The organism is Flavobacterium sp. 83 (assembly GCF_000744835.1).
In the GTDB taxonomy this organism is placed as follows: Bacteria; Bacteroidota; Bacteroidia; order Flavobacteriales; family Flavobacteriaceae; genus Flavobacterium.
Genome location: NZ_JQMS01000001.1, coordinates 3,396,101 through 3,416,006, shown reverse-complemented (window position 1 = coordinate 3,416,006; position 19,906 = coordinate 3,396,101). Strand labels below are relative to the sequence as shown.

The following is a 19,906-nucleotide window of genomic DNA, read 5'->3' as shown; positions in this document are numbered from 1 at the left end:
GGATACATGGACAACAATTGAAAAAACTCAGTTTGAAACCCATTTATCATGGTTCTCAAACTGAGTTTTGTTATTTGAATTTACTGTTATTTTTTAATAATCAAAACGTTTAAAAGCTTCAATAGCTTCATATTCAGCCAAACCTAAATCGTCGTAAATCTTTGCGGTATTTTTGTTGCGATCTTCGGCTCTAACCCAAAATTCTCTTGAGTCATTCCCTTGAAACATAACCCTGTCTTTTTGGGATTGGTGGTACAAAATAGCATGTCTTTTTAACAAAACTTCATCAGGACTTAAGGGAACTGCCATGTCTATTTCATGGATATCCCATTCGTGCCAAGCACCTCTGTACAACCATAACCAACAATCATTCATGTAAGGTTCAGGTTTGAGTTGTTTCAAGGCAGCAAATATTGCATTCAAGCAAACTTCATGAGTACCATGTGGATCTGCTAAATCTCCTGCTGCAAAAACCTGATGCGGTTTTATTTTTGCAATAATGGCTGCAACTATGGCAACATCTTCAGGGCCCAATGGGTTTTTCTTTACTCGGCCGGTTTCATAAAAAGGAAGGTCTAAAAAGTGCGTGTTTTCATCTTTTAACCCAATGTATCTTGTTGCAGCATACGATTCACGACGTCTGATTAAGCCTTTTAATTTTCGAACTTCAAGAGAATCAATTTGATTTTCGGTTTTGTTATTAATGAAATTGATTACCGCAGGAAAATCAATATTACAATCGGTTTCTCCAATAAAATCATTGCAAACTTCAGCAAATTTCAATGCTTCATCATCTGTAACAGCAATATTTCCAGAAGTTTGATACACTACATGAACATCATGACCTTGTTTTATCAATTTAGAAAAAGTTCCTCCCATAGAAATCACGTCATCATCCGGATGAGGGCTAAAAAGAATGATTCTTTTTTTGGCAGGATTGGCTCTTTCGGGTCTGTGGGAATCATCCGTATTGGGTTTTCCTCCCGGCCATCCTGTTATGGTATGCTGCAATACATTGAACATATTAATATTCAAATCATATGCAGAACCTTCTTGTGCCAAAAGATCCGACATTCCGTTATTGTTGTAATCCCTATCGGTCAGTTTTAATATCGATTGTTTTGTTTCTTGGCAAAGCCAAACAATGGCTTTGTTTTTTAATTCTGTTGTCCAAATGCATTCTCCTACCAACCACGGTGTTTCAAATCGAGTTAATTCGGAAGCTGCCGATTGGTCTAAAACGAAAGTGGTGTTGGTATGATTTTGCAAAAATGTAGCAGGAACCTCAGAACTTATTTCTCCCTGAATGGTTCTCTTTATGATGGATGCTTTATTTTGGCCCCAAGCCATTAATACAATTCTTTTGGATCTCAAAATAGTAGAAACTCCCATCGTAATGGCTCTTTTAGGAACGTTATCAATACCATTAAAATCTGACGATGCATCTATTCTAGTGATATGATCCAAAGTAATGATTCGGGTTCCTGAATTGATGTGGGATCCCGGTTCATTGAACCCTACGTGTCCCGTACGTCCGATTCCTAATAATTGAAAATCAAGTCCTCCGGCATTTTTAATTTTCATTTCGTAATCAACACAATATTGATTCAGTTCATCAATCGCTATCGTTCCGTCGGGAACATTTATATTTTCCGGTTTAATATCGATATGATTAAAAAGATGCTGATGCATGAAATAATGATAGCTTTGGTTGTTTTCTTTAGTCATTGGATAGTATTCATCCAAATTGAAAGTCACTACATTACTAAAGCTTAAGCCTTCTTCTTTATACATTCGTACCAATTCTTCATAGACTTTTATAGGAGAAGAACCGGTAGCTAAACCAAGTACACAAGATTTATTTTCGGCTTGTTTGGATCTAATTAATGCCGCTATTTCTTGTGCTACAATTACAGAGGCTTCTGTTGAGTTTTTGAAAATTTCGTTATGAATTTTTTCAAATCTCGTTTCTTCAAATTTACCGGCACTTTTATAGCTGATGTCAGGTTTAATTTCTAAAACACTTTTCATTTTATTTTCTATTTGAGTTAATTACTTACGTTTTTATTATTTATTTTTTAAAGACATACTGATATATAATCCGCTTATCACAAAGGCAACACCCAAAAAAGTATATAAACTAATGGGTTCATTCATCATGAAATGAGCAATTATAAAACCAAATATTGGACATAAAAAAAGCCAATAGGAAGCTTTGATTGGATTGTTTTTCAACAGGTGTAACCAAAATTGAACTGCTCCTATAGATACCGTAATTGCTAACCAAGAGACGGAAGCCCAAAATTTAGCATCAAAAATATTTTGATTGGGTTGGTAGGTTGCCACTAAAACAGGCAACAGAAAAATACCGCCAATAATCGTCTGCCAGCCATTAATAGTTAAAATATGCAACCCGTTCCAATTGGAACGAGAATAGTAAATGGTTCCTAAAGAATAAGCAATCATGCTTGCCAATAAAATAAGTATTCCGTTTAGGGTTGCAAAGCTATTTTGCAAAAGGGGATAGGCTGCTAAAATTACGCCGACAAAACAAAGTATCAAACTAAGAATATTTTGGAACCTGATTTTGTGGGATAACCAAACTGCTGACATCAATGCAATAAAAACTGGATTAGTGGCTACAGCCAAACTTCCCAAACCCGCCGATACTTGTTGCATGGCGATTACATACAAACCAAGGTAAAATGAAATATTCAACACTCCATAAATACTAATCTGTATCCATTCTTTTTTTGAAGGCATTCGATTACGCATCACTAGGTGCGTTACAAACAACATGATTGTCCCGGCAATTAGAAATCTAAAAATAGAAATCACAAAGGGTTGAGCAGAATCTAGCCCTATTTTAGTGGCAGTTGATGCTGATGCCCATAAAAAAGCAAACACTATTCCAATAAAAATGAGTTTCCATTCTTTGGATTTAGTTTTACCTGAAATTGCTATAGTTTTAGTTGCAGTATTCAAAATATAGTGTTTAAATCGGATTATAGTTTACGGTTTCTATTCTTGACAGATTATCATTGAAAGTGACAAAACTTGCAGGAAATCCGGGTTTTATTTTACCCAATTGATGTTCCATTTTAATAGCGGCTGCTACTCGGCAAGTCGCCATTTTAATTGCTTCATCAGCTGATACGTTCAAATGATTGAATGCATTCTGAACCGCTTCTTTCATCGAAATACTGGCCCCGGCTAGATTACCTTCATCATTTCTGTAAAAGCCATTATCGAGATGGGCATCAAAATTTTCCCATTTAAAACTGGAAACTTTACGTCCTAAAAAAGCAGCATCACTGATTAAAAAGAATTTGTCTTTCTTTAGTTTATAGGCTAATCTAGCAGCGGCATAATCACAATGCGCACCATCTAAAATAACAGGAGCATAAACAGATTCATTTTCGAATGTTGCACCAACTAAACCGGGTTCCCGATGCCCAAATTGAGTCATCGCATTAAACAAATGGGTAACCAATTTAATCCCTTTAGAAAAGTAATATTGTGCTTCTTTGTAGGTCATGGTAGAATGTCCCGCCGAAATGACGATGTCGCTTTCTAATAGCATATCCAATTGCTCGTCTGTAAAACATTCCGGTGCAATTGTGATTACTTTTATCACATCTTTACCGTAACGGATAATCTCTTCCAATTCGGCATTAGTAGGTTTACGAACCTGATTAATACTATGTGCACCACGTTTTAAAGGATTCAGAAAAGGACCTTCCAGATGCATTCCCAGTACTCCGTTATTGTATTTAGCTTTATAAACGCGAATGGCTTCAATTCCTTCAAGAATGGTTTCTTTGGAAGACGATATCAAGCATGGAAGTACATGAGTGGTGCCATATTTCAAACTGGTTTCATAAATATCTTGAATGGTTTCTTCTGTTGGAGTTTGGCTAAAATAAAGTTGCTCTCCACCATTTATTTGGATGTCTATAAAACCAGCAGCAATGTGTTTTCCTTTCAAATCAATGAGAGGAATAGTACTGGGAATTTCTTTTTGAACAGAAATAATTATTCCATTTTCTATAATAATGACATCATTATTTATTTCTTCGCCAGTATGTACAATTCCGTTAATAATGGCTTGTTTCATTTTTTATAATTTAAATGTGTTACATCTAGTTTACTGCTGGCAATATTCCTATTGTCTTCTAAATACTCATTAAGTAATTGCAAACAATACCATTCCTGTCTTGGCAAATGAAACGGTCCTTTGAACATATTTCCTTTTGCCGTTTGGGCAACGGTTCCGTCTTTATGTAAATATCCAAACCATTCTCCATTTGCTGCATCATGGAATTTGCTGTATGCATAATCATGTACCATTTTGTGCCAAGTTGCATATTTTTCATCGCCTGTCATAGTGTAGGCCAGCAGTGTTGCAATAATCACTTCGTTATGAGGCCACCAGAACTTCATATCCTGCCAGTATTCCTGAACTGGTTTGTCATATACATCACGGTAATATAGAATACCACCATGTTCTTTATCCCATCCGCGTTCCCACATATAATCGAGCATTTTGCAGCCCAATTCAATTAAATGCGGATCATTGTTGCGATATTTTGCTTCATGTAAAATAAACCAAGCTCCTTCAATGGCGTGACCGGGATTCAACGTGCGCCCATCAATATGATCGATAATGGAACCATCTGGCGCTACTTGTTCCATCACACATTTAATATCATCTTTTACAAAATCGGTTTCAATTTCAGTAATCCATGTATCAATCCATTCATCACAACGCGGGTCACCAATATTTTCCCGTAACTGTTGTGCCGTGTTTATCATAATCATAGGAGTTCCAATTCCTTTTGACGGTCTGGTAGCGGTGAATTTAGGTTCTAATAAACTAGATGAAGTTGAATATTCGATGCATTTTCCGAATAAAAAACGCGCTTTTTCGGCAGCTGCCTCATCATCGCTTGCTTTTGCGTAAGCTGACATCGCAATAACCGCAAAAGTCTCCGAAAAATAATAACGGCGTTTGCGTATGGGTTGTCCGTCACGTGCTACGTGAAAAAACATTCGTCCATCAGTATCAAAGCAATGGTTGTTTAAAAAATCGATACCTGTTTTAGAACCTTCTAACCATTCTTGTTTTGGTTCGACTGTATTGTAAAGTGTAGCCAATAACCATGCGGCACGCCCTTGTATCCATACTGCTTTGTCATCATCAATCAAACTTCCATCTTGATCACGCATTAATAAATAACCTCCAAACTCGGTATCGATTGAACGTGGAAACCAAAAGGGCACAGTATCATTTAATAATTGATTCTGATAAAAATCTTTTAAGCTGAGAAGATCTGTTTTTGAATAGCTCATTTTTTAATATATGTTTTGTAACTAGTATTTTTTATGTTGTACTAGATGTTATTTTTTTGTCTCGTTTAGTCAGTAAATAAAGGATTTGACTTTTTTTAGTTTTCAGTAGCAGGATTTAATTCTAGTTTGAAAGTTGAACATGGAAGTCCTGCTTCATTCACTAAATTGGCTGTAGTAAACGGTTTCCATGCATATAAAACGGTTTTTATTTTTTCTCCTTTTGGGACCGTAATTAATACTTGATTTTTCACGATAGTTGCATTGCTTTGAGTTTGGATTCCCTTGTCATTTACCAATTCAAAACCAATTAATTCTTTTTTGTCCGAAGTAGTTAATTGTTTTGCAAATGCAAATGAAACTAGAATGTTGTCGCCTTTTTGTATGGCTTTCAAAGCGGAAGGACCATTCACAATTACAGCTTTTCCATAGGTGTACCGCAAGGCCAAAAGCGCCAAACGATCTGCCACTTCTTTTTTCTTAATTGGATGTACATTGAGAGCATCTCCATAATCCATGCTAATTGCCATTCCGCTGTTTGGTATTTTATCTTGCAATCTATTTTGCATATCTCTGAATGCTGGCCAAGTTGGTCGCTCAATACTTGATAATTGAACATAATAGAAGGGTAGGTTAGTCCCCCAGGCTTTGCGCCAACTTTCTACTAATGTAGGCATGAGATGTTCATACAATTCAACATTATGTGCATTGCTTTCGCCTTGGTACCAAATCACACCTTTTATCGGGAATTTTGTAAAGGCTTCCACTCCAGCTTCAAAATTGTAACAAGGATCATACGGATGACGTTGTTTTACATTTGTTGCATTTTTCAAATTTACATTGGCACGTTCTCTGACCCATGGCATGATGAAATCCGATTTACGCCAGTTGGTTAATACATCAACTACTTTATCGTCGTGTTCCAATGTGTATCTGTCAATCCATGATTCTATCGGTGATCCGCCAACGGCAACTTGAATTAAACCCACAGGTACATTTTCTTCGTGGGCGATGTTTTTACCAAAGTAATAGGCAATGGCAGAGAAATCTTTGGCACTTATCGAATCGCATTCTGACCAACTTCCGGAAAAGAATTGCAGCTGATTGGTTTTAACTAATGTTATAGAATCCCAAGCCGTTTCATCAGTATCACGGATCGCTTTGGCATTGAATAACCGAATAGTAGTATTTGCGATTGCTTTTTTTACTTCTGCCGAACCATTTTCTGAGTTTTGAAGTTGAAATGCCATATTTGACTGTCCGGAACAAAACCAAACATCTCCAACCAGAATGTTCTTTAAAACAATTTTTGTTTCCTTAGATTGAATAGTCATTTCGTAAGGTCCACCTTGTGTCATAGCGGGAAAAGTAATTTTCCATTTTCCATATTCGTCGGCAATGACGTTCTTTTTTTGTTGTTTAAAAGTCACTTCTATTGTATCACCTCCATTAGCGGTACCGTAAACGGGAACGGGTTTATTGCGTTGCAAAACCATATTGTCAGTGAAAACAGCAGCTAATTTTAATCCACCAAAATCTTGAGTGATGTTTTCATAAACGGTTTTGGCCAGAATAGTCGCTCCTTCTTTCGTTGGATGTAAAGCATCAGGAAAAAGATCGGGACGATGGTATAACTTTTCATGTAAATCAATTAAACCCACTTGATTTGCTTTTGCAATGTTGGGTATATGAGATTGAATTTGCCAAAACCAATCTCTGGTTCCCGATTTAAAACGGGGATGCTCATTAAATATGGGAGTTAATCTACAGATGTAAATTTTAACTGCCGGATTTTGTTTTTTTAAGATGTCTATTAACCAAGTGTAATCTGCATCAAATTCCGTATTGTAATTCGGCCAATTTCTAGGATCGGTATCATTTAAACCCAAATGAATAATGGCTATATCAGGTCTGTATGCAATAGCATCGGCACATTCCTTTGTATTAAAATAGGGTGTGCTTCCTTTTTTCAAGAGTGTTGCTCCGCTATGTCCGAAATTCTTCACCTCATATTGTCCGCCCAGCAGGATTTGAAGTTGCGAAGGATAGGATTCATTTGCAGCATCAGATAAGAGATAACCCGCAGTAACGGAATCTCCAATGCAAGCTACTTTGAGTATTGCTTTTTGTGCAACTGACTCAAAATGAAATAAGATTGAAATCAAAAAGACTATTAAAAATAGATTCCTTTTCATCGTATTTATGTTTTTATTTTTCCAGAAATCATTAAAAATAGGCATAGATTATCCCCAAGGCGGAACATAAGCTCCGCCTTAACAGATAAAAACCAAACCCAACTTAAAACAAATTTTTGAACTTAGTAAACAATACTATTGTATTTTAGGCATCGACAAAATCATTCACTTTTGGACGCAGAAAACTGATTTGGACTACTAATGCAATTATAACAACCCCCGCCATCAAAGCAAAACCGGATCCTAAAGTTCCGCTATCCGAGGATTTGCCCAAAAGGGAAGTTACTAATGCACCACAACCAACTCCAGTCATATTTAGGACACCATAGGCCGTCGCCCGGTGTTTTGAAGAAACAAATTGACATATAATTGGCATGTTATTAGCATCAAACATTCCGTAACCGATACCGAAACAAAGTGCTGCACCTACAACATTGAATAATGAATGTCCAAAACCGATTAACAACAAAGCAGGAATCGTTAAACTCAGGCCAATCGCGCTGGTATAAACCCTGCCTTTTATATTTTTTTGTACCCATTTATCAGATAGAATACCACCAAAGATTACGCCCAATAAGGATGAAAAAGAGATGGCGATGGTTGCTAGCGGACCTGCTTCTTCCATAGGGATTCCTAAGTTTTCTGAAAATAGGGTAGGCAACCAGTTTTTAGTAGCCCAACCCGGTAAACTTATTATGGCAAAATAAAATAAGATAACCCAAAAAGAGATGTTTGTGAATAACAAAGCCATGCCTTTGAAGAGCGAACTTTTTTCCTTTATTGGCATCAAATCGGAATCAATAGTTTTTACTTCGGCAACTTTTTTCTCTCTTAAAAAGAAAACCAAAACGAAAGCATAAAAAACACCAACTATTCCAAAATAATGAAAAGTAGTATGCCAAGAATAGGCAGCGGCAATAGTAGCTCCAAAACCCCCTAATGCGGAACCCACATAAAGTCCTGTCATATGAATACCAATCGCAAGTGATCTTGTTTTTTGCTGATGGTAATCGGCAATTAGTGATAAACCGGCAGGAATATATAAAGCTTCACTTACTCCCATCAGGGCTCTTAACCAATACACCTGATTGTAAGTTGTTGCATATCCCATAGCATATGTTACTGCTGACCAAACAAATAAACTCCCTACAATAAGCCATTTTCTGTTTAATTTGTCCGCTATAATTCCGGAGATAGGGCTCATCAAAGCATAAATCCAAAGAAAAATAGCCATCAAACGTCCAAAGTTCTCACCGGATACTAATTCAGGAATGTCTGTTTCCATTGAAGGACGCATTGTTGCCAGCATTTGTCTGTCCATATAGTTTAGCAAGGCTACAAGCCATAACAAGCCTACTACTACCCAAGGATAATACTTTGTATTTTTCATATTTTGATATGCTTTAAATTTCATTTATGATTTTACCTTCATTTTCCGACATGAAAAAATGGGTTAAATCTATTTTGAGTGTAATTACTTTATAGTTCCTAACATGACATCAGGGGTACGAATACCTGGTTTTATTTCCCCATTAGACAAAACAATTTTATCATTCCATAGCGTAGCAGTAGTCGTTACATAAGCAAGAAAGGGCAGTTCGCCAATCTTGGACCAGGAATTAGTCAGAGTATCGTATAATAAAATACCTTTATAAAAACCATCATGATTCGTGTTCAATAGATTTTTCTCTACAGCTAATTTAGCCTTTTCCTCAGGAGAATTGGTTTGTGTAATTTGGGATAAATACGTTTCAATTTTATGAAAAACGATACCATTATCACCACCAACGATTAAAATGGAATGATTCCCCACAGCCATACCTGCACCCGCTGAAAAGTTGGTTGTGTTTTTACCATCGGATATATTTGGACGACTTTTCCAGATTTGTTTTTTTATGTTAAAAGCAAAAGTAGTATTGTGCAAATCACTTATTCCTGAAGCAGTTTTTGTTCTTCCACCAATCACATAAATATTGGTTCCATCCTTATCTTTTTGAACCACCGCAACCGAATTTGCCAAAGCGATGGGTAATTTTGGTAATGTTTTCCACTCTGGATGAGAACTGTTTAAATCAAGACTTAAAAATAAATCAGAAGATTTAGTGGCTTCATCACCGCCAATGGCATAAACTACGTTACCAATATGAGTTAGAGCAATATTTGTAATAGCTACCGGAAAATTGGGTAGCGGTTTTGTTTCCACCTCATTTTTGGATGCATTCCATTTTAAGATAAACGCTTTATTTGAAAGTCCATTTTCATTTTCACCACCTACATAAACCACTCCTAAATCAGTTGAAGTAGAACCGCAATAGGCTATAGGTTCTGGCAATGTGCTTTGTACTTTTTTATTCCAGCTATAAGTATCGTTGCATTGCTGCAATACATGAATTTCTTTTGAATACTGTTTTTTCCCACCTTCCCAAGGCATTTTATCTTGGAAATTGGCACCTCCGGTAACTATTAATACATCGTTACTGATACCATTAATAGCACCTGCAAAACCTAATGATATACTTCCATCAGTATTTTGTAGTTGCGCGGCCATTTTCCATTCGACATGGTTTACAGCTTTTTTTTGAGAAAGGGCATCAGTTGTTTGCATAATAAGTAAGGAAAGAATTAGAGGAAAAATATATTTGTTCATTGTGTTGTTATGAAATAAAACGAACGAGCTATTTTGATTTGAAATTTTCAAAATTTAGACTTTCTACATCTTTTTTAAATAATCCAAATTGGTCAGCACTCATGTTTTTTACAGGTAATCTAAATTCACCTAAATCCAATCCTACGACTTTCATATAGGCTTTCCCTACTGAAATTCCGCCGTATTTACCCAATAAACGAATCATGTTGATCGATTTTTGCTGTAAAGCACGTGCCTTAACTAAATCATTAGCATTGAATGCGGCTATCAAATCATAATACAATGGAGCCGCGTAATTGAATGTACTTCCTACAGCACCTTTCGCTCCTAATACTAATGCTGATAACATATTCTCGTCGCGTCCCCAAAGCATATCGAATTTCCCATTTTCATAACTCATACAACTTTGGAAATCCATGAAATCTTCATGTGTATATTTCACTCCTGCAAAATTAGGAAGCTTTCCGTCTAAGGCTTGCACTAAATCAAACATTGGCAAGTTCACGCCTGTCAATACTGGAATATGGTAGTAATAAAAAGGCATATTAGGAACACTTTTACCCACTTCAATACAAGATTGAGCTAACATATCAACATTGGCTGGCTTGAAATAAAACGGAGCAGTCATAGAAACAGCATACAATCCTATTTCATACGCATGTTTTGCTAAGTCAATGCAATCGGTAAGGCAAGTTCCACCTAAGAATACCATTACTTTAAAATCAGCATCGTGATTGGAACAATCTGCCCAAGCTTGAGCAACCGCTTTTTTCTCTTCTAATGTTATAGAAACACCTTCTCCAGTAGAGCCGTTAATAAAAGCACCAGTTATTCCGTTTTGTTTTAGAAAAGTATAGTAAGCCGGAATTAGGCTAACATCTAATTTTCCATTGCTATTAAAGGGGGTAAATGGAGCTGAGATAAGCCCTTGTAAATGTTCAATTTTCATGAGGTATTTTTTTAAATTATCTTTTATTTGTGTTGTTTAAATAGACCGGGAACTTAAATATTCCCGGCTTATTATTTTAAACGATACTTCTTAAATCCAGTTTTTTACTATGGATTCTGAGTGATTTTAGGATTAAAGTTAATGGTATTTTGAGATATTGGAAACAATATCTTTTTACCGGCCATAGAAGGCACAAGACTCGTTTTGTTGAAACGAACTAGATCCCACCATGCTTTTCCTTCAAAAGCTAATTCTTTCAAACGTTCATTCAAAATAGCATCGTCATTAGCTGGTTGAGAGCTATTTGTAAATGAGGAAGAAGCATCAGCTCTTTGCATTACCAAATTCATTTCTGAAGATGGATCTTGGCCTAAAGCATTTTTAATTTCTGCTTTCATTAACAAGATGTCAGCCCAACGGTAAATAATGATATCGCTTACAAATCTTCTTGTAGCACCATCAACTGTTCCATTGTATTTCACTAAACCTGTTACTACCGGAGTCGCGCCATTGTATAAAGTTAAATAAGTAGCTGTTTTTCGGGTATCAGTATTGCTAAAGTTGAAATGTGTAATATCTGGTTGTACTCTTGAAATACCTGCATTCCCTGTACCAACTCCCAAAGTTCCAAAAGTTGCTGTTGCTGTCGCTGCTGTTAGCGGTGCAAAATCACTTGGTCCAACAAACATGAAAGAATTCCAATTATCAGATAAAGCAGACGGTACATCCGCCAAAGAATAACGAACCGCAAAAAGCACTTCAGTATTTCCTTTATTGGCGTAAGCAAATACGTCTTTGAAATTTGGCAATAAAGACGGCGCTGTAGGAATAGCGTTAATTGCAGCCAAAGCTGTATTTAAATCAGTACTTCCACCACCTAACTGTTTTGCTGTCCACAAATTCACATCTGCTTTTAAAGCATAAGTTGATGACAAGGATAATTGCGTTTTATTGTTTGTTGCATCTGGATAATTAGCTATAGCTGATTCAATATCAGACTTAATGAATGCAAAAGTTTCTTCAATCGTATTACGCGGAATAATATATTCGGATTGATTGGTGTTTTCCGTTGGTGTTGTTACTATTGGTACACCACCCCAAGAACGAGCCATGATAAAATAAGCCAAAGCACGCATAGAATACGCTTGCGCGATATATCTCTTTTGTTCATTCAAAGTTGTTGGACTAAATTGAATAGTCGGAACATATTTCAAAACCAAATTTGCCTGATGAATTACGGTATACAAACCAGCCCAATCCACATCAATATTCTGTGCAGTCAGGTTGTTATTATAATAATTAGCCAAGCTTAGCGGAGATTGAACTCCATTTGTAATTTCTGCACTTCTTGCTCCTCCCAATAAATAGTAATTTTGTTGGGTTTGGGTTCTAAAATTGAAGTACATACCATTTACACCTGCTTTTGCATCGTCTTCTGTTTTCCAAAAACTGGCAGAAGTAATTACGCTTTCAGATTTAAGGTTTAAGTCATCCTGACACGAGTTCAATAATGAAAAACCGGTAAAAAGTATAGAATATAAAAGAATTTTCTTTTTCATGATATTTAATATTAAAATTTACAAACCAATGTTTAAACCAAGGATAAAGTTTTTTGGAACAGGATAAGTACCTGTAGATCCAGCTGAATTTAATCCTAAACTGGAACCACCATCAATCCCTTGAACTTCTGGGCTTAAACCACTGTATTTAGTGAAATAGTATAAGTTACTTCCTGTTACATACACACGTACTGATGCCAATCTAGCTTTCTCAACTATCGATTTTGGAACGGTATAACTAAATGTAACTTCTCTTATACATAAGTAATCTCCACTTTCGTAGTAGCGACTATTTCCTTGGAACATATTGGTATTATAAGCTGCACCACTTGCTTCAGAACGGAATAAGTTATTTTGGTTCGTTTGATCAGCCCAACGGTAACGTGGTACATCCGTAATGTCACCTTCTTTTTGCCAAGACTGTAAACTTTCGGCTAACAATCCGTAATTTCCTTGAAATTGACCTACAAAACGCGCTCTGGCTTCATTGTAAATAGTAGCTCCTAAAGAGTAATCTGTTCTTACGGTTAATGAGAATCCTTTATAGTCCGCATTAAAATTGAAACCACCCACAAATTTAGGGAACATATTACCCATAAAAGTTCTGTCTTTGCTATCAATAATGCCATTTGCATCTGTATCTTCAAATACTGCATCTCCAGCAAATTTCTTACCAGTTGGATTACCACCGGCTGCAGCTGTTTTAGTTACATAAGTATCATGTGTAGTTGCGTTATAAGCATCTGCTTGTGCTTGTGTAGAAAGGATATATAATTGTTTGTGAGCATAAAAATCACCAATTTTTTGACCTTCCTGTAAACCACCTACATATTTGTAAGAACCGCTTGCTTTATCCCAAATTTCAGTTCCACCAATTCTATTGTTAGCATTTCCATTGAAAGGAAGTTTCTCAATTACGTTAGTATTGTGTGAAACATTAGCACCCACATTAATTTTTAAATCATTTTGATTGTACACATTGGCATTCAATTCTAATTCAAAACCTTTGCTTCTTAATCCTCCTAAGTTTGTTAGAACAGTAGAGAAACCACTATTGGAAGGAAGCGTTAAATTCGTTAATAAATCAGAAGTTAATTTGTTATAAAAGTCTCCAATTACTCTAATTTTATCATGATTAAAACCTAAATCAAAACCTCCATTTATAGTTTGTGATTGTTCCCATTTCAAACCTGGGTTTGCAATTTGTGAATTTACAATTGCAGATTGACCGTTGTAACTATTAGCAAATCCGTTTGTTGTACCTGAATATAATCCACCTGATTGGAAATCGCCTAAAGTACCTAAGTTACCGTTTACCCCATAACTTCCACGTAGTTTGAAAGAGGAAACAACTTCTGGCATTACTTTCCAAAACTTCTCTTCATGTGCATTCCAACCTACAGATAATCCTGGAAAAAAACCATATTTATTATCCGGACCTAAACTGGAAGAGCCATCATAACGGAAAGAAGCTGTTGCAAAATACCTGCTTTTGTAATCGTAATTCACACGACCAAAAACACTGTTCAACACTAATCTGGTATTGTTGCTGTATACAGAAACCGGTATTGGCGATGAATCCAACGTTTGAGCAAGATCAGAAGGACTTCCTTTCCCGGAAGCATTGAATGCTTTTATGGTTCTGTCGAATTTAGACGCTCCTAATTTTGCTTGAAAATCACCTACATTATCCAAAGATTTAGCATAAGTAAAAACCCCTTCGTATTGTAACTGAGCGATTTGATTGCTTAATCTGGTAGCAGTACGCGTATTATCAACTAAACCATTGCTACCACTTAAAAATGCCTGTTGAAAAGTATTATCATTTTCACTTTCGTTATAAAGTGACAATGAAGGTGTAAAAGTTAAGTCTTTAGTAAGTTTTAAATCACCATCAACACCCATCTGCAATTTATTGTTTTCATTAATTCCTTTTACTTTGCCCATTTGGTATAATGGATTTCCGTTGATGTTATTTTGGCCTGGAGCCAAAGTACCATCTTCTAAATATAATTTTGTAGTAGGGGAGTTTCCTAAATATCTGTTGAAAACAACACTATTGGCTACTACTTGATTGTTACTTGATTTTGAGTATAATACTCTACCATTTATAGTAAAGTTATCCGCTAATTTCAAAGAAGCATTTAATTTACTTGTAAAACGTTGGTATCCAGTAAATATAGTAACACCATCTCCTTTTAGATACCCTAAGCTTAAATCGAAAGTACCGGCATCACCACCACCGCTAAAACCTAAAGTATGATTTTGTGTGATTGCATTTTGAAATAAAATGTCATTCCAATTCGTGCTTTTATACATAATAGTATTGTTAGCATTTAGAGGATCTGCTATTTCTTGCCAACCTTTAGCTTGTAAACCTTGAATAGTGGGTGCGTCCAAATTTGATTTCAATAAGGTAGCAAAAGGCGTGTTATTCAATAAATTATTTCCAGTACCGGCAGGAGTAGCTCCTGTTAATTGTCCTAATCTTGCAATACCGGTTGTTGTTGAAAGTCCGGCGATTTCGGCAGCATTATACAAACCTAAACGTTGCAGTCTAATGTAGTCTCCTCCGTCTAAGAAATCATATTTCTTGCCTACTCGGCTATTTTGAGTAGATACATTATAAGTGATTTTAGTTTTACCTGCTTTACCGGTTGATGTTGTAATAATAATTACACCATTAGAAGCACGGGCTCCATAGATTGATGTTGCAGCGGCATCTTTTAACACCTGTAATGAAGCAATGTCAGCAGAGTTAATATCATCAATTTGGGTACGAATAACTCCGTCAACAATATACATAGGAGTTGCACCTGCTGGATTATCAATAGAAGTACCTCCACGTACTAAAATATTAGATGCTTTACCAGGTTGTCCTGATGCGGTACGTACCACTAAACCAGTTACGTTTCCTTGTAATGCTTGAGTTACGTTTGAGTAAGGAACATTTTCTAACACTTTTTTGTCTAATTTAGAAACTGAAGTACTTAAGGTTCTTCTATTTTGCGAACCATAACCTACTACAATAACTTCATTCATTTGTTGTCCCACCTCTTTTAAAACTATAGTAAGTGGTGCATTTCCAATCGTTACTTCTTGCTCTTGAAGACCTATGTAAGAAACAACTAATGTTGTAATATTGTCTGGTACTTCAAATGTAAAATTTCCGTCAAAATCGGTCTGTGTTGAAATAGTAGTGCCTTTGGCAATAATATTTACTCCAGGTAAAGATTCTCCTTTTTCATTGGTTACCTTTCCTGTAATTTTCTTTTGGATTAGGCCTAATTTGATTGTTTCTTTTGCAACGGTAACATTTTTTTCTAAAAAAAGAACCGTCGGTGTCGATACTGAAGCTGATGCTTGTACGGTAAAAGCTACTAGAAATAAGGATGTTAATTTCATAGCTTTCCCGAAGTTAGGGGTCAGCCAATAATTTTTCGGCTTGCTTTTTGGTAATAAATACATACTTTTGTAATGGTTAGGTTAATAATAATTCTTCCTTCTTGGTTTATTTATTTGTTTTCCAACCACAGTTCTTTTATGAAGAACCAGCCAGCAATGTTTCCAGCATGTGCTGGCTTTTTTTATGGATAACAAATGAATATTTTGTAAAAAAGGGCATTCCCAATTTTGTTATTTTTTTATGTTAGCAATCTTAAAATCGTTCTTTGTATTTTAAGAATATGAACTTTTACTTTAGTTTTTATAGGCAATCTTAACTAGTAGAAAAAATCATTTCAATAGAAAATAGCACAGTGAAAATTCGTGAGCGATCAGTAATCTTAAATGATAAATCTCTTTTTTGTAACAGTAATTTTGTACAGAGTTTTGTTTTGAACTAAAGCTTTTTCTTGATTTCTTGTAAACGAGAAAGTAGAAAATTAGCGTAAAAAAACAATTTTAAAATAGAATTATTTCCGCGTTATTTATTATCACGGTGTAAATATATAAATAAATTTAATAAATGCAATACAATTATTAAATTATTTTAATAACTAAAATTTAGAAGTAATTTTAGTTATTTATGAATGGGGATAACATCTTTTCTTTTATTACACAACAAGCTCCAATAACGCCAGCGCGACGACCTAAAGTCGATTTTTTAAGTTTCATATCCCGGTTGACTAAACCTAAAGAGTATTTTTTTAATGCGGATTGAATAGGCAAAAGAGTATAATCACCTAATTGTGCAAAATCACCACCAATTACCAATAAATCAGGATTAAAGATATTGAGTAGAATAGACAAATAGCGTCCCATTTTCTCGCTCTGTTTTGTCACTAAATCGACACACAATGTATCTTCTAAATTAAAAGCTCCAGAAATAATAGCATGGTGTTGTAAAGCAGGTGAACTTTCATCAAGAACTACTTTTGATTGTTTTCCTTCTTTTAGAGCTGCCTTGAATTGGTTTACTAAGGACCAGCCTGAAATTTCAGTTTCCAGACATCCAAGTTTACCACACTGACACATAATTCCGTTATCAAAGATAGTACTGTGGCCAAATTCTCCGGAGTAGCCAGATTTTCCATAATATAGTTTACCGTCAGTAATCATTCCTATAGCCACACCCCAACTGTAATTAAGAAATATTATATTCTGTTCGTCATCAACCACTCCTTCAGAATATTCGCCAAAAGTCATGGCTCTGGTATCATTTTCCAAATGAACTGGCATGTCCAATTGTTCTGAAATAATTTCTGTTAAAGGTCTGTTTTCGCTAAAGAAATAATTGTAACTAAATCCTTCCATCGAATTAATACGACCTGAAAAGTTGATGCAAACACCCACAATCATCTTTTTTTCGACAGAGCTGTCTTCTATAAATGAATTGATAAGATTACAAAATTCCAAAAGTGATTCTTGTGTGTTTTCTAAAATAAAGGAAGTTCCTAATTCAATACTGACAAATTCGTTTTTAATGTTTTGTAAGCCAATAGACATATTAGCAATACTGACTTCGACACCTAAAAAGTAAGCACAAGTTGGATTGATACTATACAGTGAAGGTCGTCTTCCTCCACTATTGGTGATTTTCCCCAGATCTACCACATAGCCTTCCGGTAATAATTCGTTAACGGCTTTGGTTACCGTTGGGACACTAGATTGTAGTTCAGAACTTAATTCTGCTATTGTAGCATTACCGGCAGACAATAATCGTTTTACGATTGCTTGTCTTAGCATATGCCACTTTTGCCCAGAAAGGCTTTTGTCTTTACTATTGTCTAATAAATCTTTTAAACTCATTATTGTTGCTTTAAAAAAAAATCAATGGGATTCATTTACAAACTTACTATAATTTCTTTTACACAATGACTTAAATCCTATTTCAGTATTAAATAGGTAATCTGTTTAGAATAATTAGTATCTAAGAAGTTGGGTTTAATTTTGATTTCCATAGAGTAAAAATGGAATTAGTAAAAACTAAAAACCCTGTAAATTATATAATTTACAGGGTTTTATTTTTAATTGAAAATAAATTATGAAATCAATTGGATTGAAATTAAACACCTTTTTTTTAAGATGATTTTACTCTTTATAACTATTGTATTCTTCATCAGTTACTCTTTCTAGCCAGTCTACAGCTCCTTTTGGAGTACTGGCGGTAATGGCTATATGAGTCAAAGGACTATCAACTGAAGCACCATGCCAATGTTTTACATCAGCCGGAATTTTTACAACATCACCCCTTTGAATCAATTGAATTGGCTTGTCTTTTTCCTGATAGTAGCCAGTTCCATCGGTTACAATTAGGATTTGGCCTCCCGGATGAGTATGCCAGTTGTTTCTGGCTCCCGCTTCAAAAGTTACATTGCCAATTACACTATTAAACTCACTTTCATTCACTAATAAATTTAGCCAAGCATTTCCAGTAAAATAATCAGGATTTGCTTTATCGCCTTGTGAGAAAATGGTATTCTGTTCGTTTTTAGCTGTTGTGTTCATATTTTTTTAGCTTTTAAGCGATGCCATATCGATTACAAAACGGTACCGAACATCACTTTTTAGCATTCTTTCATAAGCTTCATTGATATCTTGTATTTTAATTACTTCAATTTCGGATACAATATTATGTTCACCACAAAAATCTAACATTTCCTGCGTTTCGGCAATTCCACCAATTAATGAACCAGCAACTGATTTCCTTCCCATTATCATCGGAACAGTATTTAAAATTGGTTCTAAACCACCCAAATATCCTACTAAAACTAAAGTTCCGTTAGTATTCAAAGTCCCTACATAAGGATTTACATCATGAACATAAGGAACGGTATCAATAATTAAATCAAATTTTCCGTTTACAGCATTCATGTGATTTTCATCTGTTGAAATTACAACAGCATCGGCGCCCAATTCCAACGCATCTTTTTCTTTATCAATTGATCTGGAGAAAAGAGTAACTTCAGCACCTAAACCTTTGGCTAGTTTTATGGCCATGTGTCCTAATCCACCTAAACCTACAACGGCAACTTTACTCCCTTTACCAACTTTCCAGTGGCGAAGTGGTGACCAAGTGGTAATTCCTGCACATAATAAAGGCGCTGTAGCAGCCAAATCAAGATTAGCAGGCACTTTTAAAACGAAGTGTTCATCGACCACAATTTTTTCCGAATAGCCACCAAGAGTCATTCCGCCTAAGTGTTTGTCAGGACTACCATAAGTACCTATCCACCCGGTTGTACAATATTGTTCCAAGTCTTTTTTACAGTTATCGCAAGTTTGGCAAGAATCTACCAAACAACCAACTGCAGCAAAATCACCTACTTTTAGTTTTGTAACATCGCTTCCTACTTGGGTCACTTTTCCCACAATTTCATGACCAGGAACCACGGGATAAGTCGTGAATCCCCAGTCATTTCTGGCAGTGTGTAAATCAGAGTGACAAACACCACAATATAAAATTTCGATTTCAATATCTTTCGTAGTAATGTTTCTGCGCTCGATATTCATTTGTTTTAAAGGGACATCTGCCGCCACTGTACCGTAAGCTTTTACATTTGTTGTTTCCATTCGATTAAATTTTAAAATTGTTATGTTAAATAAATTTTATGCTGCTTAATAATAACACCTTTTTTATTTGGGCGTACCCCTTCGTAAAAACTACGGGTCGTGCTGTGTGTTCCCGCTTTTTTTTGAGAGATAAAAACTCTCAAAAAAAGAGCTCCACTACCATCACTCACGCAAAATAGGGAAGGGGCAATCA

At 35.6% G+C, this 19,906-nt stretch carries 13 protein-coding genes; all 13 read right to left on the bottom strand.

Annotated features, from left to right (window positions below):
- Positions 1-93 precede the first annotated feature (93 nt).
- The 13 genes from nagB to T410_RS14690 all read right to left on the bottom strand — a co-directional run bounded on the left by nagB (position 94) and on the right by T410_RS14690 (position 19,713).
- A complete protein-coding gene (gene nagB, locus T410_RS14750; protein ID WP_035673158.1) occupies positions 94-2,031 on the bottom strand; it encodes a glucosamine-6-phosphate deaminase in 1,938 nt (645 codons plus the stop codon).
- 36 nt (positions 2,032-2,067) lie between these two features.
- Positions 2,068-2,985 (bottom strand): DMT family transporter, encoded by a 918-nt coding sequence (locus T410_RS14745; RefSeq protein ID WP_202963250.1) that lies wholly within the window; start codon positions 2,983-2,985, stop codon positions 2,068-2,070.
- A gap of 10 nt (positions 2,986-2,995) precedes the next feature.
- Complete coding sequence (gene nagA / locus T410_RS14740) at positions 2,996-4,117, bottom strand: N-acetylglucosamine-6-phosphate deacetylase (RefSeq protein WP_035673155.1); 1,122 nt, start codon at positions 4,115-4,117, stop codon at positions 2,996-2,998.
- On the bottom strand, positions 4,114-5,352 hold the full coding sequence (locus T410_RS14735; protein ID WP_035673152.1) for an AGE family epimerase/isomerase: 1,239 nt from the start codon (positions 5,350-5,352) through the stop codon (positions 4,114-4,116). The genes nagA and T410_RS14735 overlap by 4 nt, the downstream gene beginning before the upstream one ends.
- Positions 5,353-5,447: 95 nt before the next feature.
- The gene (locus T410_RS14730; protein ID WP_035674685.1) at positions 5,448-7,544 is read right to left on the bottom strand and encodes a GDSL-type esterase/lipase family protein; all 2,097 of its coding nucleotides are present in this window, start codon (positions 7,542-7,544) and stop codon (positions 5,448-5,450) included.
- A 145-nt stretch (positions 7,545-7,689) separates the two neighbouring features.
- Entirely contained in the window at positions 7,690-8,934 is a 1,245-nt protein-coding gene (locus T410_RS14725) for an MFS transporter (RefSeq protein WP_035674683.1), read from the bottom strand.
- A gap of 84 nt (positions 8,935-9,018) precedes the next feature.
- A complete protein-coding gene (locus T410_RS14720; RefSeq protein ID WP_035674681.1) occupies positions 9,019-10,191 on the bottom strand; it encodes a kelch repeat-containing protein in 1,173 nt (390 codons plus the stop codon).
- Positions 10,192-10,219: 28 nt separating this feature from the next.
- The gene (locus T410_RS14715) at positions 10,220-11,140 is read right to left on the bottom strand and encodes a dihydrodipicolinate synthase family protein (protein WP_035673149.1); all 921 of its coding nucleotides are present in this window, start codon (positions 11,138-11,140) and stop codon (positions 10,220-10,222) included.
- A gap of 107 nt (positions 11,141-11,247) precedes the next feature.
- Positions 11,248-12,699 (bottom strand): RagB/SusD family nutrient uptake outer membrane protein, encoded by a 1,452-nt coding sequence (locus T410_RS14710; RefSeq protein ID WP_051929453.1) that lies wholly within the window; start codon positions 12,697-12,699, stop codon positions 11,248-11,250.
- Positions 12,700-12,717: 18 nt separating this feature from the next.
- Positions 12,718-16,104, bottom strand: coding sequence for a TonB-dependent receptor (locus T410_RS14705; RefSeq protein ID WP_193743752.1), 3,387 nt, complete (start codon positions 16,102-16,104; stop codon positions 12,718-12,720).
- Positions 16,105-16,716: 612 nt separating this feature from the next.
- Positions 16,717-17,949, bottom strand: coding sequence for an ROK family transcriptional regulator (locus tag T410_RS14700; RefSeq protein ID WP_035673143.1), 1,233 nt, complete (start codon positions 17,947-17,949; stop codon positions 16,717-16,719).
- A gap of 282 nt (positions 17,950-18,231) precedes the next feature.
- Positions 18,232-18,648 (bottom strand): cupin domain-containing protein, encoded by a 417-nt coding sequence (locus T410_RS14695; RefSeq protein WP_035673140.1) that lies wholly within the window; start codon positions 18,646-18,648, stop codon positions 18,232-18,234.
- A gap of 6 nt (positions 18,649-18,654) precedes the next feature.
- Positions 18,655-19,713, bottom strand: coding sequence for an NAD(P)-dependent alcohol dehydrogenase (locus T410_RS14690; protein WP_035673138.1), 1,059 nt, complete (start codon positions 19,711-19,713; stop codon positions 18,655-18,657).
- Positions 19,714-19,906 lie beyond the last annotated feature (193 nt).

What these genes read in the sequence shown, in the direction of transcription:
- T410_RS14720 (WP_035674681.1), bottom strand. Translation starts at nt 10,191, where the DNA reads ATGAACAAATATATTTTTCCTCTAATTCTTTCCTTACTTATTATGCAA.
- T410_RS14725 (WP_035674683.1), bottom strand. Translation starts at nt 8,934, where the DNA reads ATGAAAAATACAAAGTATTATCCTTGGGTAGTAGTAGGCTTGTTATGG.
- T410_RS14690 (WP_035673138.1), bottom strand. Translation starts at nt 19,713, where the DNA reads ATGGAAACAACAAATGTAAAAGCTTACGGTACAGTGGCGGCAGATGTC.
- T410_RS14735 (WP_035673152.1), bottom strand. Translation starts at nt 5,352, where the DNA reads ATGAGCTATTCAAAAACAGATCTTCTCAGCTTAAAAGATTTTTATCAG.
- T410_RS14730 (WP_035674685.1), bottom strand. Translation starts at nt 7,544, where the DNA reads ATGAAAAGGAATCTATTTTTAATAGTCTTTTTGATTTCAATCTTATTT.
- T410_RS14710 (WP_051929453.1), bottom strand. Translation starts at nt 12,699, where the DNA reads ATGAAAAAGAAAATTCTTTTATATTCTATACTTTTTACCGGTTTTTCA.
- T410_RS14705 (WP_193743752.1), bottom strand. Translation starts at nt 16,104, where the DNA reads ATGAAATTAACATCCTTATTTCTAGTAGCTTTTACCGTACAAGCATCA.
- T410_RS14700 (WP_035673143.1), bottom strand. Translation starts at nt 17,949, where the DNA reads ATGAGTTTAAAAGATTTATTAGACAATAGTAAAGACAAAAGCCTTTCT.
- nagA (WP_035673155.1), bottom strand. Translation starts at nt 4,117, where the DNA reads ATGAAACAAGCCATTATTAACGGAATTGTACATACTGGCGAAGAAATA.
- T410_RS14715 (WP_035673149.1), bottom strand. Translation starts at nt 11,140, where the DNA reads ATGAAAATTGAACATTTACAAGGGCTTATCTCAGCTCCATTTACCCCC.
- T410_RS14695 (WP_035673140.1), bottom strand. Translation starts at nt 18,648, where the DNA reads ATGAACACAACAGCTAAAAACGAACAGAATACCATTTTCTCACAAGGC.
- nagB (WP_035673158.1), bottom strand. Translation starts at nt 2,031, where the DNA reads ATGAAAAGTGTTTTAGAAATTAAACCTGACATCAGCTATAAAAGTGCC.